19 protein-coding genes are annotated in these 16,538 nt (G+C 42.0%); 10 read left to right on the top strand and 9 right to left on the bottom strand.

Translation table 11 applies throughout. From position 1 onward, the window contains the following. Nucleotides 1–189: 189 nt before the first annotated feature. Nucleotides 190–732, top strand: a complete 543-nt coding sequence (locus tag CHJ_RS03790) for a glycine cleavage system protein R (RefSeq protein WP_317916911.1) — start codon at nt 190–192, stop codon at nt 730–732. 15 nt (nt 733–747) lie between these two features. Then, a complete protein-coding gene (bcp, locus tag CHJ_RS03785; RefSeq protein ID WP_171753161.1) occupies nt 748–1,218 on the top strand; it encodes a thioredoxin-dependent thiol peroxidase in 471 nt (156 codons plus the stop codon). 59 nt (nt 1,219–1,277) lie between these two features. Here the strand turns inward: bcp and CHJ_RS03780 are convergent, their stop codons facing one another. Both CHJ_RS03780 and CHJ_RS03775 read right to left on the bottom strand, forming a co-directional pair. After that, nucleotides 1,278–2,348, bottom strand: coding sequence for an AI-2E family transporter (locus CHJ_RS03780; RefSeq protein WP_171753160.1), 1,071 nt, complete (start codon nt 2,346–2,348; stop codon nt 1,278–1,280). Then, a complete protein-coding gene (locus CHJ_RS03775; RefSeq protein ID WP_171753159.1) occupies nt 2,341–2,577 on the bottom strand; it encodes a sulfurtransferase TusA family protein in 237 nt (78 codons plus the stop codon). Before CHJ_RS03775 ends, CHJ_RS03780 begins: the two co-directional genes overlap by 8 nt. Nucleotides 2,578–2,961: 384 nt before the next feature. Between CHJ_RS03775 and CHJ_RS03770 the strand changes: the two genes are divergently transcribed. Genes CHJ_RS03770 through CHJ_RS03760 form a run of 3 tightly spaced genes read left to right on the top strand, consistent with a single transcriptional unit; the run spans nt 2,962 to nt 5,243 of the window. Further along, nucleotides 2,962–4,413: a tetratricopeptide repeat protein gene (locus CHJ_RS03770; RefSeq protein WP_317916910.1), complete on the top strand. Its 1,452-nt coding sequence runs from the start codon at nt 2,962–2,964 to the stop codon at nt 4,411–4,413. Nucleotides 4,414–4,449: 36 nt separating this feature from the next. Beyond that, complete coding sequence (gene arsC, locus CHJ_RS03765) at nt 4,450–4,800, top strand: arsenate reductase (glutaredoxin) (RefSeq protein WP_317916909.1); 351 nt, start codon at nt 4,450–4,452, stop codon at nt 4,798–4,800. A gap of 11 nt (nt 4,801–4,811) precedes the next feature. Next, nucleotides 4,812–5,243: a DUF2069 domain-containing protein gene (locus CHJ_RS03760; RefSeq protein ID WP_171753156.1), complete on the top strand. Its 432-nt coding sequence runs from the start codon at nt 4,812–4,814 to the stop codon at nt 5,241–5,243. Nucleotides 5,244–5,284: 41 nt separating this feature from the next. On the opposite strand, the gene CHJ_RS03755 is transcribed toward CHJ_RS03760, so the two are convergent. Continuing rightward, on the bottom strand, nt 5,285–6,520 hold the full coding sequence (locus CHJ_RS03755) for a DUF2066 domain-containing protein (RefSeq protein ID WP_317916908.1): 1,236 nt from the start codon (nt 6,518–6,520) through the stop codon (nt 5,285–5,287). A 280-nt stretch (nt 6,521–6,800) separates the two neighbouring features. Between CHJ_RS03755 and CHJ_RS03750 the strand changes: the two genes are divergently transcribed. Next, complete coding sequence (locus CHJ_RS03750; protein ID WP_171753154.1) at nt 6,801–8,051, top strand: uracil-xanthine permease family protein; 1,251 nt, start codon at nt 6,801–6,803, stop codon at nt 8,049–8,051. Between the two features lie 188 nt (nt 8,052–8,239). Here CHJ_RS03750 and upp read toward each other — a convergent pair whose 3' ends face one another. Continuing rightward, nucleotides 8,240–8,866, bottom strand: coding sequence for a uracil phosphoribosyltransferase (upp, locus tag CHJ_RS03745; RefSeq protein WP_171753153.1), 627 nt, complete (start codon nt 8,864–8,866; stop codon nt 8,240–8,242). A gap of 170 nt (nt 8,867–9,036) precedes the next feature. Between upp and purM the strand changes: the two genes are divergently transcribed. Next, nucleotides 9,037–10,077, top strand: a complete 1,041-nt coding sequence (gene purM / locus CHJ_RS03740) for a phosphoribosylformylglycinamidine cyclo-ligase (protein ID WP_317916907.1) — start codon at nt 9,037–9,039, stop codon at nt 10,075–10,077. 38 nt (nt 10,078–10,115) lie between these two features. Beyond that, nucleotides 10,116–10,760, top strand: a complete 645-nt coding sequence (gene purN / locus CHJ_RS03735; RefSeq protein ID WP_317916906.1) for a phosphoribosylglycinamide formyltransferase — start codon at nt 10,116–10,118, stop codon at nt 10,758–10,760. Between the two features lie 110 nt (nt 10,761–10,870). On the opposite strand, the gene CHJ_RS03730 is transcribed toward purN, so the two are convergent. The 4 genes from CHJ_RS03730 to dnaQ form a co-directional block, all read right to left on the bottom strand. Further along, on the bottom strand, nt 10,871–11,716 hold the full coding sequence (locus CHJ_RS03730) for a class II glutamine amidotransferase (RefSeq protein ID WP_317916905.1): 846 nt from the start codon (nt 11,714–11,716) through the stop codon (nt 10,871–10,873). Between the two features lie 17 nt (nt 11,717–11,733). Further along, the gene (gene lpcA / locus CHJ_RS03725; RefSeq protein ID WP_171753149.1) at nt 11,734–12,312 is read right to left on the bottom strand and encodes a D-sedoheptulose 7-phosphate isomerase; all 579 of its coding nucleotides are present in this window, start codon (nt 12,310–12,312) and stop codon (nt 11,734–11,736) included. A 124-nt stretch (nt 12,313–12,436) separates the two neighbouring features. Next, nucleotides 12,437–13,687: a TIGR03503 family protein gene (locus CHJ_RS03720; RefSeq protein ID WP_317916904.1), complete on the bottom strand. Its 1,251-nt coding sequence runs from the start codon at nt 13,685–13,687 to the stop codon at nt 12,437–12,439. A gap of 8 nt (nt 13,688–13,695) precedes the next feature. Then, the gene (gene dnaQ, locus CHJ_RS03715; RefSeq protein WP_171753147.1) at nt 13,696–14,439 is read right to left on the bottom strand and encodes a DNA polymerase III subunit epsilon; all 744 of its coding nucleotides are present in this window, start codon (nt 14,437–14,439) and stop codon (nt 13,696–13,698) included. A gap of 61 nt (nt 14,440–14,500) precedes the next feature. On the opposite strand from dnaQ, the gene rnhA reads away from it, so the two are divergent. Next, nucleotides 14,501–14,974: a ribonuclease HI gene (gene rnhA / locus CHJ_RS03710; RefSeq protein ID WP_317916903.1), complete on the top strand. Its 474-nt coding sequence runs from the start codon at nt 14,501–14,503 to the stop codon at nt 14,972–14,974. Nucleotides 14,975–14,978: 4 nt separating this feature from the next. Here the strand turns inward: rnhA and CHJ_RS03705 are convergent, their stop codons facing one another. Then, on the bottom strand, nt 14,979–15,695 hold the full coding sequence (locus CHJ_RS03705) for a class I SAM-dependent methyltransferase (protein WP_171753179.1): 717 nt from the start codon (nt 15,693–15,695) through the stop codon (nt 14,979–14,981). A gap of 35 nt (nt 15,696–15,730) precedes the next feature. Between CHJ_RS03705 and gloB the strand changes: the two genes are divergently transcribed. After that, the gene (gene gloB, locus CHJ_RS03700; protein WP_317916902.1) at nt 15,731–16,489 is read left to right on the top strand and encodes a hydroxyacylglutathione hydrolase; all 759 of its coding nucleotides are present in this window, start codon (nt 15,731–15,733) and stop codon (nt 16,487–16,489) included. Nucleotides 16,490–16,538: the final 49 nt, after the last annotated feature.

Below are 16,538 nucleotides of genomic sequence, written 5' to 3'. Positions count from 1 at the left end.
CACTTAGTTATCACTAAATAAGCAATAATTGAGCTTAATCCATTTTACGCCGCAAACAAGCCACCTCAACAATTTGATTCTCATGAATTTATAAGCTCCAATGCCCCTTACAGCGCATGCTCCGCCATAGTTATTTGTTTAAATAACTGTGCTAGTATTCAAACATAAACCATAAACGAGTGAATCAAAATGTCACAACATTTAGTCATAACGGCCATAGGCACTGACAGACCGGGCATAAGCAATCAAGTTATCCATCTGGTCAGTTCGGCAGGGTGCAATATTGTTGACAGCCGTATCGCTCTTTTTGGCAATGAATTTACCCTCATCATGTTAGTTTCAGGCACAAAAATTCAGATAAGTCGTGTAGAAACAACCCTGCCGCTGTTGGGGCAAGAACACGATTTAATTACCATGATGAAACGAACGCTTCCCCATGAAGAAACCAAGCACAACTATCGTGTAGAAGTGTTTATTCAATCTGATGATAAACAAGGTTTAACAGAACAATTTACCCAGTTTTTTGCGGACAGAGAGATAGGTTTAGCATCGCTCAGTGCTCAAACCATAGATAAAGACATTGTTCAGCAAAAACATAACCAGTTTCATATCTCTATGCGAGCCAGCGTAGATTCAGAATATAACCTGATGCAACTTCAGGAAGAGTTTAATGACCTTTGCCAACTTCTGTCGGCAGAAGGTTCACTGAACTTTATAAAAAACAGCCAATAAAGGAAGAAGACCAACATGAAAACACTAACAGCGGGTGAGTTAGCCCCGGATGTTTCCCTATTAGATCAAGATGGCAATAGCATTAAGATATCTGATTTTGCCGGTAAAAAAGTACTATTTTACTTTTATCCCAAGGCCATGACACCAGGCTGTACTGTACAAGCTCAAGGGTTACGAGACAGTAAAGCAGAGCTTGATGAACTCGGTATTGTTGTTCTAGGCGTTAGTATTGACCCAGTAAAACGTTTAGGAAAGTTTATCGAAAGAGATAACCTTAATTTCACTCTGTTATCGGACGAAGATCATTCTGCTGCTGAGCAATTTGGTGTTTGGGGGGAAAAGAAATTTATGGGTAAGATTTATGACGGCCTTCATCGCATCTCTTTCTTGATTGACGAAAACGGTGTAATTGAACATGTGTTTAATAAGTTCAAAACCAAAACTCACCATGAAGTGGTATTGGATTACTTAAAACAGCAATCATAAAACAACGCCGCCAATAATTGCTCTCAACTATTGGCGGCGCTTTCTAACAAAAAGAAAAGTTACTCAGCCGTGACTTCCGCCACCTCTTGATACTTAATTGCATTCCAGACCGCTTTTACCAGTGTCGCTAAAGGTATCGCAAAAAAGACTCCCCAGAATCCCCATAGGCCACCAAAGACTAACACAGCGCTAATAATTGCAACGGGATGAAGGTTAACGGCTTCAGAAAACAAGATTGGAACCAAAACGTTACCATCTAATGCCTGAACAATACCGTAAGCGGCTAACAACCAATAAAACTGAGGCTCTAGTCCCCACTGAAAAAGCCCCACAATCGCAACCGGAACGGTAACCGCCGCCGCACCAATGTAAGGAATAAGTACAGACAAACCAACAGCAACCCCTAACAAAGCAGAGTAACGCAGATCCAAAATAACGAAGGTGATATAACTAACTCCTCCAACAATTAAGATCTCCATCACTTTGCCGCGAATATAGTTTGAAATCTGCTGGTTCATCTCCTGCCAAACCCGAGTGGCTAACACTCGATCTCTCGGCAACATGCCCGTTAACGTATCCAGCATCTCATCTCTATCTTTCAACAAAAAGAACACCAGTAGAGGCACTAAAATCATATAAACTGCGATTGCCGCAATGCTCACTAGCGATGCCAATGACCCTTTAACAACAGTTTCACCTAAACCGATAACCTTACTTTTGGTGTTATTTACTATCGATTCAACAATCTGCAAGTTGGCGAGCTCTGGATACTTATCCGGCATGGAGTTTAAAAATTCTTGCAGCCCTGCATACATAACAGGAATATCATTAATTAAATTACCGACTTGGTTCCAAACTGTCGGTATAAGCCCAAAGAAGGCCAAAATCATTAAACCGACAAACATAACCAAAACCAAAGCGACTGACAGCGTCCTAGGTAAGCCCAGTTTTGCTAGTTTGTTTACTGGCCACTCCAGTAAATAGGCAAGAACAATTGCCACTAATAGAGGGGCAATCAAGTGACCGAAAAAATAGATAATGACAAAACCAAACAACAGAATGGCAACTAAACTTACCGCATTTGGATCTGAGAAACGTCTTTTATACCAGCGGTTAACCATATCAAACATCGGAACAGGTACTCTTTTTAATTATCGTTAACAGATAGAACTCACGACTATCATCAACATTTACAGAAAAATTATTTTTATCTAAATAACGGAGGATATCCAACATAGAACTTTTGTCAGACACATACACATCTAACTGGCCTGAACCTATTTTTTGGCTTGCTCTTTTAGCAAGCAATAGCGCCATGGGACAGCCTTCTTTACGTAAATCCAAAACACAAGGCATCATGCTACACTTCATCAATATCAATAGAAAAGTAACTTATCTCCTGAGCAAACCGACAAACCTATCGCATTCTCACGTCACCGAGTATAAAGCGTTTTAACAAAAAGGGCTTCACTTTCTCGATTATTTATAACAATCTATACCCAGTCATAGACGCTCAAGTGATTTCAAGGTGCATGATTCACCGCGGCATCAACCCGATCAATTAAAGAAAAACAGACACAAAAGTTACTTAAGCAAAGAGAGACACTATCATCCACATAGGCGATAATAAATAAAGGGCTATTAACCTTATATTAATGATCAAATTATTAATATGAACGAAAAGAAACCATACAAAAATAATGCTGTCAAAGCTATATCGCGTCAGGAGTCATACTACAACCCATGATAAAAAAAACACGCTCTCTCATTGCTCTATTAGTGACAACATCACTAATTACCCCCACGATAGCTAGCGCTAGTGTCGAGCTACCAGATATAGGTACTGCTGCAGCGGGAACGCTAACCATAGATCAAGAAAAAGTCTACGGTGATGCATATATGCGAATGTTGCGGGCAAGTAGCCCTATTATTCATGACCCGGTACTTAACGAATATATAAGCAACTTAGGCCACCAGCTTGTCGGCAACGCCAATGATGTAAAGACGCCTTTTCAGTTCTTCATGATTCAAGATCGGATGATTAATGCATTCGCGTTCTTCGGTGGCTATGTTGCGTTGCATTCAGGCCTCTTTTTACATGCAAACAGCGAAAGTGAACTGGCCTCTGTTATGGCTCACGAAATCGCCCACGTTACCCAAAGACACTTAGCAAGAAGCATGGAGGCACAAGCCCGACGTACCCCAGCGACCATTGCTGCTTTAGCAGGGTCGTTACTGTTAGCCATCGCGGCACCCGAGGCTGGTATTGCGGCGATGACAGCGACAACGGCGGGTTCCATGCAAAGCCAGATTAACTACACCCGAAGTAACGAAAAAGAAGCTGACCGTTTCGGCATCGTCACCTTAGCAAAATCAGGTTTTGACGTACGCGCTATGCCGCAATTTTTTGGTCGTCTTGCGGATCAGTATCGATACGCCAGTACGCCACCTGCAATGTTACTGACTCACCCATTACCTCAAGAACGAATTACTGACTCTCGGGCGCGAGCTCAACAATATCCACCATTAAAATTGGGACCATCTATTGACTATCATTTGGCCAAAGCTCGGGTAGTGGCTCGTCATGCTCAAATTGAACCTGAGGCAGCATTAGATTGGCTAGAGCGTCGCCTGAAAAAGAGCAGCGCAGAGTTAAAACCAACTTATCAGTACGGTCAAGCTCTGGTATATCTTGATACCAAGCAGCTACAGAAAGCAGAAACCCTATTAACCGCCCTGCTCAAACAAGACGCATTGAATACGTTCTATTTAGACGCCTTATCTGATTTATATATTTATAAAAAACAGCCACAACAATCCATCACGCTATTAGAGAATGCTCTAACTAAAAAACCGAACAACCCAGTACTGACCATTAACTACGCCAATGCGCTTATAGAAGCAGAACAGTTTAAGCAAGCGGCCAGTTTGCTGCAGAGATATACACATGAACACGCAAATGATATTAATGGTTGGCAACTGCTTGCTGACGCTTATGGCAAACAAGGAAAATCAGCAGAAAACCTAGCAGCCAAGGGAGAGATTTTCGCTTTACGAGGTGGCTGGAACAAAGCATTACAAAACTTTACTCAGGCAAGTCAACTTGTTGAACTGGGTAGTTTAGAACAAGCAAGGTATGATGCCCGTATTGATCAATTAATGATCCAACGAGATCGTTTCTTAGCATTACAATAAAACCGTGGAACTAAACGGTTACTCAAGGAGAAAACCATGGAAGTCGTGATTTATCACAACCCGAGATGCTCAAAAAGCCGCCAGACCTTACAGCTACTAGAAGAGAAAGGCATTCAACCTAAAATAGTAAAATATTTGGATGAAACACTTTCAGTAGAGACATTAAAAGAGTTATATAGCCAACTCAAATTGACTTCAGTCAGAGATATGATGCGTACCAAAGAAGCATTATATAAAGAGTTGAATTTAGCGGACAGCTCACTCAGTGATGAACAGCTTTTTATGGCTATGGCAAATAATGCCAAGCTAATTGAAAGACCGATTGTGGTGGCAAATGGTCAAGCAAAACATGGTCGCCCACCTGAGCAAGTGTTAGAGATACTTTAGTAGGAAATGTTATGGAACAATTGGATAACAACCGAACCCAACAATTTAGATACCTAGCATTAATTGGTTATTTATCGCTATTCAGTTGGGTCGCGTTGTGGCAAATTTTCATATCCCCACACCCACACGTAAACCCTTACACCACCGCCATTGCATGGTGTATACCACTGCTGTTTCCACTGCGTGGTATATTAACGGGTAAAGCGTATACTCACGCTTGGGCTAACTTTGTATTGATGCTCTACTTTTTACACTCGTTAACAATATTATATGTTGATCAAGGTGAGCGCTGGCTAGCGTTAGTGGAGTTACTGTTAACTTGTATCGCTTTTGTCGGCAATATCCTTTATGCAAGGAGTCGAGGTAGAGAACTTGGTCTCAAGCTAACCAAACTATCAGAAGTAGAAAAGCAAGAGAAAGCGAGTTACGCCGAGAAAAAATAACCATCTCTAAAGAAAGAGCCGCTATTGCGGCTCTTTCTTTATTAATCTATCCATTCAAAAACAATCGGTTTATTCGCCGTTATATCTTCATTGACCAAACCTGAATCAACATCCATTGACGTCTCCTCAACGACGGGTTGAGATACGTTATTATCAACCTGAACGGGTTGAACAGATACCTCGTCAACGCCCTGCTCCGCAACAAGCATATCGCCAGATTGTGTTACATCACTATTTACATCAATACTCGAACCAACAGAAGGCAACGTATCTATTTCAAATTTCTCTATATTGTCACTCTGTAGCAACTCAGCTTCAAACTCTTCAATAGAGCTTAATAAATTCACCGTAAATGTAACTTCATTTCCTACTACTTTCTGCACACTTAAACTGGCAACTGAGTTCTTCTCTTTCAGTAATTTCTCTAACGTGAAAAAGCGGTTTGATGAGGTGATATTAATAAACTGCACATCCACTGTACCCGTTAATTCTCCAGAGTTTCTCACGGCGCTTTTTTCTGCGTAATAATTACTCACTTCATCAACAACTTGTTCTAGTGCAACATGAGTTTCCCCCCGAGAAAAGCCAGATAGCGGTTGACGCTTAGACTCTTCCATAAACGCGGGTTTCTCATCATAAAGAGTCCAACGAATTGTACTTTGACTGGCAGATTGCTGAATTCTTACCACCAGCACAGCATCTCCATTATATCTTTGGCTAGCCATACTAATCGGTGAAACAAAACCACCCCACAACTCTGGAGCGGTGATACTGACCACATCATCAATATCTCCCACCGGAATAGTTACTGGCAGCCCTCTCAAATCAGCAAAATACTTAAACTGGTTCATCGCACTACTGCCAGATTGCTCCCACAGTATCGCACGTTGGTATTGAGACTCTTCAACAATCCAAACCACTAGGTTTGAACGAACATCAGACCAAAAAGGTAATTCAGCTTGCATTAATAGCGACTGAATCTGAGGAGGATTAAACAACATCTTTAAAGTTTTGCCGCCAAGATGCTCACCATAACTGATCTGAGTAAGATACTGGCTACTCTGACGTGATGCTTTTAACACTACCGGATTAGACGCTGAGTTTTTATCACCAGACGCTTTAATAATGACTTGTTGAAAACCAGCAGCTTTTGCTGCCTTTTCTGTATCAACATCATTTTCATCCAGAACAACCTCTGTTCGATACACATCTACTTTGACGGCGGCATAAACAGGTAAAACAAGTAGTCCCATTAAGAAAATAGCGAGATGGCGCATACTGACCCTAATAATATATTGATAGTGAATAGCGATGATAAGCAACTCTTGCTATAGGAGCAAGGTCAACTGATTCAGTTATGGTAGAAATTGGACATAAAATAGCACACCGCGAATTTCGCATTGTTATGATTACCATTTTCATCTTTTATCTTTGCTATTACTTGCATTTTTAAATGTGACATTTATCACACTAGCAAATCAAAAATGATAAGGCAATCGATTACATTGGTGGTAGAATCCTGCGAATTTTGTTTTGCACTTCTTAAAGGATGGATTAATGACTAACATACTTCAGGGTACTCAAATGCTCTTCGTTGCATTTGGTGCACTTGTTCTAGTGCCGCTACTCACTGGACTGGACCCTAATGTTGCACTATTTGGCGCTGGCCTCGGAACCCTTCTCTTTCAACTTATTACTCGACGCTCTGTTCCTATCTTCCTTGCTTCTTCTTTCGCTTTTATAGCTCCTATCATGTTCGGTGTTCAAACCTGGGGTATTGCCAGTACCATGGGTGGCCTAATGGCTGCGGGCTTTGTTTATGTATTACTCGGTGCTCTAATAAAAGCCAAAGGTGTTGAAGTTATTCATAAGTTACTTCCACCTGTTGTGGTAGGCCCGGTCATTATGGTTATCGGTTTAGGTCTTGCTCCTGTGGCAGTAAACATGGCTCTTGGTAAAACCGGAGATGGTGCAGTACAACTAATCAACGCCGATCACGCACTGTGGATTTCTAGTCTCTCATTAATTGCTACTATCGCGATTAGTGTGTTTGCAAAAGGTTTCATGAAGTTACTGCCTATTTTTGGTGGCATTACTGTCGGTTACCTTTTAAGCCTTATGTTTGGTGTCGTTGATTTTTCACCGGTAAGCAATGCCGCATGGTTTGCACTACCTAACTTCACCGCACCAGAGTTCAACATTAATGCCATCCTCTTTATGATCCCAGTCGCTATTGCTCCAGCCGTTGAACACGTTGGGGATATGCTGGCGATATCCAGCGTAACTGGAAAAGATTACCTGAAAAAACCAGGCCTTCACCGCACAATCACAGGTGATGGTGTCGCAACCATGGCTGCCTCAATGTTGGGTGCGCCACCTAACACCACTTACAGTGAAGTAACCGGCGCTGTTATGTTAACCAAAGCTTATAACCCTGCCATCATGACATGGGCTGCGGTTACCGCCATTGTACTTGCATTAGTCGGTAAGCTTGGAGCAATACTGCAAACTATCCCTGTACCTGTTATGGGCGGCATTATGATTCTGCTGTTCGGCTCAATCGCAACCGTTGGTCTAAATACCTTAATCAAAAACAATGTTGATCTACATAAATCCCGTAATTTAGCTATTGTTGCTGTTACGCTAGTATTTGGTATTGGTGGTATGGCATTTGGTATCGGTGAGTTCAGCTTACAAGGCGTAAGCCTATGCGGTATCGTCGCTATTGTGCTTAATCTAGTATTACCAAATGACCTTGGTGAAAACCATGTTGTGGATAATGCTCAAATTGAAGAAGAACAAGCATAATATCCAAGCGGCATGCTATCAGAGTCAATTTGTTAGCATGTCGTTTAAATAGCAAAAAAATAGCGGCGGATGCATTACACATCCGCCGCTATTTTTTTATTAAACCGTTCCAATGCTTCTACTTTATCAAGCCTCTATTTACCTGACTAAATTGAGTAAAATAACTCTCACTGGACGTTAATTAACGTTTATTTTGTACCAAAAATCTTGTCACCAGCGTCCCCTAAACCAGGAACAATGTAACCTTTATCATTTAGCTTCTCATCAATTGCAGCCGTATATAACTCAACATCAGGATGTGCTTTCTCAAGAGCAGCAATACCTTCAGGTGCAGAAACTAAAACCAATACCTTGATGTACTTACAACCTTTATCTTTTAGCAGATCTATCGTAGCGATCATCGAACCACCCGTCGCCAACATAGGATCGACAACCAACGCAATACGCTCATCAATATTTGATGCCAACTTATTAAAGTATGGAATCGGCTCTAATGTCTCTTCATCACGATAAATACCAACAACGCTAATACGAGCACTTGGTACATGTTCCAACACACCATCCATCATACCTAAACCAGCACGAAGAATTGGCACCACAGTCACTTTCTTGCCTTTGATCTGATCAACCTCAACCGGACCATCCCAACCTTCAATTGTCACTTTTTCAGTCTCAAAGTCTGAGGTTGCTTCGTAAGTTAACAAGCTACCAACTTCAGTAGCTAACTCACGAAAACGCTTAGTGCTGATGTCCCCTTCTCGCATTAAACCTACTTTGTGTTTAACCAATGGGTGCATTACTTCAACAACTTTCATTTTCATCTCCGGCAATATTTAAATAAACCTTGTGATTATACGGTTTTTTATTGTTTTTGCCGAGAAAATCTTGCAGATATTTTTTGTTGCGCAAACGTTTTCCTTCTTGCTGTATCTCGGTTAGAATAGCGCCGACTTTCACATCTTAAATGACATGACGAGGACATCCCGTGAGTGCCAATAAATCTTCTTTAAGTTACAAAGACGCCGGTGTAGATATAGACGCAGGTAACGCTTTAGTTGACCGAATTAAAGGTGTGGTAAAACGCACGCGCCGTCCAGAGGTAATGGGTGGGCTTGGTGGATTTGGTGCATTGTGTGAACTGCCAACTAAGTATAAACAACCTTTACTGGTCTCTGGTACCGATGGCGTAGGAACGAAACTTCGACTAGCACTGGATATGAAAAAGCACGATACCATAGGTATTGATTTAGTCGCTATGTGTGTGAACGACTTGATTGTTCAAGGTGCTGAGCCACTGTTTTTTCTAGATTACTACGCAACAGGTAAACTGGATGTAGACACAGCTGCCGACGTAGTGACCGGTATTGGTGAAGGATGTATCCAATCTGGATGTGCCCTTATTGGTGGTGAAACCGCAGAAATGCCTGGGATGTATGAAGGTGAAGACTATGATGTCGCAGGTTTCTGTGTTGGCGTAGTAGAGAAAGCCGACGTTATTGATGGAAGTAAAGTCGCTTGTGGTGATGCCTTAATCGCCGTAGGTTCAAGTGGCCCCCACTCAAATGGCTACTCACTTATCCGCAAAATTCTACAAGTATCGAATGCAAACCTCGATGAAGAGCTGAATGGTAAAACAATTGGCGAACTGCTTTTAGAACCCACCAAAATCTACATAAAATCGGCTCTTAAGTTAATCGAGCAGCATGATATTCATGCTATCTCACACATTACTGGTGGCGGTTTCTGGGAAAATATTCCGAGAGTATTACCGCAAGGCAGCAAAGCTGTGATTGATAAAAATAGCTGGCAATGGCCTGACATCTTCAACTGGTTACAAGAGAAAGGCAATGTTGATACGTTTGAAATGTATCGCACATTTAACTGTGGTGTCGGTTTAGTGATCGCACTTCCTCAACAGCAAGCAGATAAGGCCGTTCAGTTGCTCAATGCTGAGGGAGAGAACGCATGGGTAATAGGTTCCATTGCCGATGCAGATGAAGGTGAAGAACAAGTCGAAATCAAGTAGAGTGATGATAGATACCCCGAATTAAGGTAGTGTAGTATATGCAGAATATTGTGGTGTTAATCTCCGGTAACGGCAGTAATTTACAAGCTATTATCGATACGTTTAATGTTGATGCCTCGGACTCACTCGGCCAAGTTACTGCAGTGTTTTCTAATCGTCGAGACGCTTACGGATTGGAACGAGCAAAGCTGGCAAATATTGACGCTCACTTTGTTGATAGCAAAGGATGTGAGTCTCGTGAAGCATATGATCAACAACTGATGCAGCAGATTGACAGCTATAACCCCGACGTAATCATTCTGGCGGGTTATATGCGTATATTAAGTAGTGAATTTGTGCGCCACTATCGTGGCAAAATGCTCAACATTCACCCCTCATTACTGCCTAAATACCCGGGGTTACACACTCATCAAAGAGCCATCGAAGCGGGTGATAAAGAACATGGAACCAGCGTTCACTTTGTCACCGAAGAGTTAGACGGTGGCCCTGTCATTTTACAAGCCAAAGTACCGGTATTTGCTGACGATGATGTCGACACGTTACAGCAACGTATCCAAGTGCAAGAGCACAGTATTTACCCTTTAACGATACAGTGGTTTTTAGCCGGCAGGCTTTCCATGCAAGAGGGGGATGCGGTTTTGGATGGTGAGCAGTTAGCTGCTAACGGTTACGCCGCAGATTAGCGAATTAACCGTCTCTCAATCCGTTGCTTGAAACGAATCTTTAACGCTTATAAATGGACGTTTCGTCCAATTATAAGCGTTATTTGTTTTTAGTGACAAAAGAATAAAACCTACTCTAATGGTGCCGTTGGCGCCTGAGATTTGGGTTTCGCTTCTGCATATTCAATATGCTGTAAGCTCTCTTTATTGCAATCAATGACTTCACCAAAGTGGAAAAGGTTATACTCTCCCGGCTTCATTCGTCGCCAATTTTCATTATCAGTCAGAGGCTGAGTTGCCACAACAGAAACAACATCATCTGGCGTTGTCTCTTCCTGAAAGTTCACCGTCATATCTTCATCAATCAAGCTCGCTTTGCCGAAAGGAGCTCTTCTAGTGATCCAATAAAGATGATTGGTGCAAAATGTCATTACATACTCACCATCACTCAACAGCATGTTAAAAACACCCAGCGTTTTCAGTTGTTCGCAGCACTCTGCCACGTACTGAAACATGCCACAAAGATCTTGTGGTGGTTCCGGGTATCTCTCTTCTAGCTGATTGAGAAGCCAGCAAAATGCCAGCTCACTATCGGTATTGCCAACCGGACGATGTCTGCCTGTTGCCAAGCTTTCATAATCCGTAAGTTGACCATTGTGAGCAAAAGTCCAATAACGCCCCCACAGCTCTCTTGTGAAAGGATGGGTATTCTCTAAATTCACACCGCCACGATTAGCTTGCCGGATATGACTAATCACAGAGCGACTTTTTATTGGATAATTTTGTACTAATTCGGCAATTTTTGAGTTGCAGCTAGGATTAGGATCCTTAAAAGTACGAAAGCCTTTTCCTTCATAGAAGGTAATCCCCCAGCCATCTCGATGAGGACCCGTTCTTCCTCCTCGTTGCATTAACCCTGCAAAACTAAAACAGATATCGGTGGGCACATTCGCACTCATGCCGAGCAATTCACACATGGTCTATCACTTACCCTTTATTTTTCCATCTCTTTTTCAATTAGCTGAATAATGATATGAATGATCTTGATATGAATCTCTTGAATACGATCAGCGTAGCCAAAATGTGGTACTCGTATCTCAATGTCAGCCAATCCAGCCATTTTTCCACCATCTTTACCTGTTAAAGCAATGGTTGACATTCCTTTTGCTTTAGCAGCATCAATGGCTTTTAGGATATTACCTGAGTTTCCAGATGTCGATAAGCCAAACAATACATCGCCTTTTGAGCCGACAGCTTCTACATAACGAGAAAAAACAAAATCGTAACCAAAATCATTACTCACGCATGAAAGATGGCTTGGATCTGAAATTGCGATACCCGGATAGCCTGGTCGATTCTCTCTATAGCGTCCCGTCAACTCTTCCGCAAAATGCATGGAGTCACAGTGAGAGCCTCCATTACCACAAGAGAGTACTTTGCCCCCTTGCTTAAATGAATCCGCAATCATTTTTGCAGCGGACTCAATCTGCTGAATATTGGCATCGTCACTAAGAAATTTATTGAGAACTTCAGCGGCTTCATTTAACTCTGAACGTATTAGATCCTGATACATGATTTTTCTCTCTAATTCTATTAAAAACTATGTGTGTGCACTGCATAGAGTTTTACCCCATTTGATTTTTGCTGTCGAGCATCAAATGGGGTTTCATCAAACAAAAAGATATTGCTCACATCAATTACTTAGGAGGAGGGGTTAACTGCATTTCTGGCAGCGTCACTTTGCGAGTACGCAACTTCCTAATAATAAACCAGATAATTAGACCGATAACAATGACGACCAGATTACCCACTAGAATCGTTAGCATTCCTTTCATTCTAGCGTCTTCTCTGTCGCGGGTAATTCTCTCTTGCTCTAACCTGCGTTTTTTCTCTTCCTGAATTCGTTGATATTCTTTGGTGGATTTCTCAATATCCAATTTTTGCATGACGCTAAACGCGCTCTGTTCAATATTGAACATCAACTCTCGTTGCGCTGCACCTTCTGTCGCATAAATCTTACCACTCCAGACATGTTTGCCTGGAGACATATCATTTTTTATCGTCAATGAGGTAGATAGAGAATCTTTATCTACCGAAGTTTCAGCAATCACCTTATTATCATCCGGTGAAGTGAGTTCAAAATGTCCGGCAATACTACCCGGAAGAACCATTCCCATCTCGCCTGTAATCATCACGGAATGGTCAACACCCTCTTCATGAGATTGAACAAAAGTGACCTCAACTGGAGTTGGATAAACTAACACTGTCTGCTCGACCGCTCTTAAAAACACACCATTACCAGACGTAATTTGTGCACGATATTTTCCGGCATCCACGCTAATGGGCAACTCTACGGTAAATACGCCATCACCAGCAACCTCATCTAACCCAGTGCCATCATCCTTAAATGTACCAAGGGATACGATCTCAGGCTCTTCTGTTAGTTCTGGGTTTTCCGTGTCTTGAACATAACGTATAAAAGAGACTTTCATCCGAACGCGATCGAGAAAATCTTTTAACACTAAAGGATTTCCCTCTTGGGTGAGTCGCGCAGTAAATTTTAATCTTTCATTGTGATATAGGCGATTTGGAAACGAATCAACGCTTAACTTTAAATTGGAAAGAACAATTATATTATTTCTTGGGGTTACTTTTCCCACCGCCTGCCAAGGTCCCGGCATCGGGTTTTCTATAGAAATAATGTCCAAGCCATTCTCTTCGTACCAAGAGACATTCTCAGGATGATTCCAAGCGTAGTATTTTTTACCATCAGGGCGCACTAGAACAACGGATCGTGAACGTTTCTCACGATAAACAAGAAATGATATTTGATCGACAGTGGGGTCCACTCGAAACCGATTATCCAACAATGACATGGTGGATTCTGTTTGCGACCAACTCAATGGCGTGGCGAAAATAAAAATCAATAAACACAGAATCCTGAACATAGCTTCCTCTATTGACGCCAGAGACAAACACCGGCTTTTTCTACAATATCTAAACGACTTTGGTGGTCATCTAATTCATCGGCCGTTGCCTGTAAAACCTTAAGTGATTTTCGCCCCATCTCAACACGTTTAATGGTTTCTGAACCCGCATCACTATTTGATAGGCTGTTGGCATTAAACTGCAAGGCCGTTTGCCCACCTGTCATTAACAAGTATACGTCAGCTAAAATCTCAGCATCGAGTAAAGCGCCGTGAAGCGTCCGATGAGAGTTATCGATTCCATACCGGTCACACAACGTATCTAGATTATTTCGCTTACCCGGAAATATCTTCTTCGCCATAGCAAGGGTATCGGTAATTTTACAGTATTGCTCTGTCTTACCAATGGCGGAGTCCAGCATGCTAAACTCATTATCCATAAAACCGACATCAAATGGCGCATTGTGTGCAACCAATTCGGCTCCGCTTATGAAATCCAAAAACTCTTGGTGTACGGTGCGATAATTAGGTTTATCTCGCAAAAACTCATCAGTAATACCATGAACTTCAATAGCATCAGGTTGAATCTCACGATCTGGCTTAATGTAGACGTGAAAATGTCGCCCCGTTAATTTGCGGTTAATAATTTCCACGGCACCAATTTCAATAATGCGATGTCCCAAGTATGTTGGGCCGCCTTCTCGGTTCATACCGGTGGTTTCAGTATCGAGAACGATAATACGTTGTTGGTTTGAATTGTTACTAGTATTCATAATGAGTTGTATGTCAGACTATACCGAAGCAAATAGCAATAATAACCAATAGTATCAAATCATGACAAAACAAGTTGAAGTTTTCACTGATGGTTCTTGTTTAGGTAATCCCGGTCCCGGCGGATATGGCATCGTTTTGCGTTACAAACAGAACGAAAAGCAGCTCGCAAAAGGCTTTGAACTTACCACCAATAATCGTATGGAGATGATGGCGGCCGTCGTCGCTTTAAAGTTACTGAAGGAACCATGTCAGGTAACGCTAACCACGGATAGCCAGTATGTAAGACAAGGCATCACTCAATGGATACACAATTGGAAAAAGCGCGGCTGGAAAACCGCCGACAAAAAGCCAGTTAAAAATGCTGACTTATGGCAAGCACTGGACACGGAGTCCGCTCGCCATCAAGTTGAATGGAAATGGGTTAAGGGCCACGCAGGGCATAGAGAAAATGAGATCTGCGATGACATAGCCAGAGCGGCTGCAGAAAACCCTACCGAGATAGACCAAGGCTATATAGCAGCCAATAATAGCTAAAAATCTATCGAATTCGGCAATTTACTCCCACTGGTGACAATCTTCTTTTTAGTCGCCAATGGGGCTTTATGAGTTTAAGCGGATAGGTTCTTTTTCTTGCGACAATAAAATATAAGCTACCGAAAGGTGTTATACAGTCCCCTAGCCCACTCTCTGCCCACGTCCAGACAGGATGATTCCAAGGTAAAACCGCATACTGATCTGAGTGAATCACTTGATAGTTAAGTAATCCCAACCAATCACGTATCCGATTTGGCGTAAACATTCGTCCACTCCAAGGTAAATTATTTTTTCGCCATGGCATTAAGCTATTCACGCCAGTCAGGCTTATTGGATTAAACCCCGTTAATATCAGATAGCCGTCATCAATCATTACCCTATCTATTTCTCTTAATAAACAGTGGGGATCATTGCTGTAATCCAGTTGATGAGCCAGCAAAATGACATCAAAACTTTTCTCTAAAAATGGTAAGTTGCAGCTATCAGCGATAACATTATGCAAAGGGTTTTTTATATCGACATTAACTTGATGTTGTATATTGCACATACTACTGGCAATCTCACAACTTAAACCACCAAGTTTAAGCATATGATAACCAAATAACTTAGGGCACCATTCATCCAATCTCATTTGGATAGATTCGGATACCCATTGGCCATTTTTTAATTGCTGCCATGAGTGTGGTTTCTCAAGTTTTCGTGTAGTACGAGCTGGTTTCATCACTTAATTTCATCATTCCGTAGCTGGAGAACAAAATGTTAACCATCAAGAGCATACCCGCATTTAATGACAATTACATCTGGCTAATTGAAAATCACGATTTACGTTGTGCAATAGTTGATCCCGGAGAGGCTCAACCCGTTTTGAATTACCTCAATGAACATGGGTTAACATTAGAAGCGATACTCATCACTCATCACCATCAAGACCATATTGGTGGTATTCCAGCACTAAGATCTGAATTTCCTCATATCAAGGTGGTTGGTCCTGAAAACGATAATATCGAATCACTCACCCATCCGATGCCGGCAGGAAACCAATTCTCTCTATTCGATGAAACATTTCTGGTTATCGACCTACCTGGCCACACAAGTGGTCATATCGGTTATGTTGGCGATGGAAAACTGTTCTGCGGCGATGTTCTATTCTCAGCAGGCTGTGGCCGTGTTTTTGAAGGCACAAACGAGCAGATGTTCGAGTCGTTAAATAAGATACTCTGTTTGCCAGAAGAGACTGAAATTTATCCTGCTCATGAGTACACCACCAGTAACATCGCTTTCGCGTTAGCGGTAGAACCCGATAACCAACAGCTTCTTCAATACAGAGAAGAAGTTTATCGCCTTAGAAGTGAAAACAAACCCACGCTGCCCACGACATTAAGGCAGGAGAAGTGGATCAACCCATTTTTAAGGGTAGAGCAGCCCAGCATTATAAACTCCGTATCAAACAGAGTTAGGGACACCCGTCCTGTGACTATCTTTAGCGCACTCAGAGAGTGGAAGAACGCATTTTAACATTTTCTGCCTTGTATCAACAATTGAGCACAAGTATCATCAGCAGCCA

It is taken from the genome of Vibrio sp. MACH09 (assembly GCF_033238805.1).
Classification (GTDB): domain Bacteria; phylum Pseudomonadota; class Gammaproteobacteria; order Enterobacterales; family Vibrionaceae; genus Vibrio.
The sequence above is the reverse complement of the archived record's forward strand: the minus strand, read 5'-3'. Positions and strand labels throughout refer to the sequence as shown.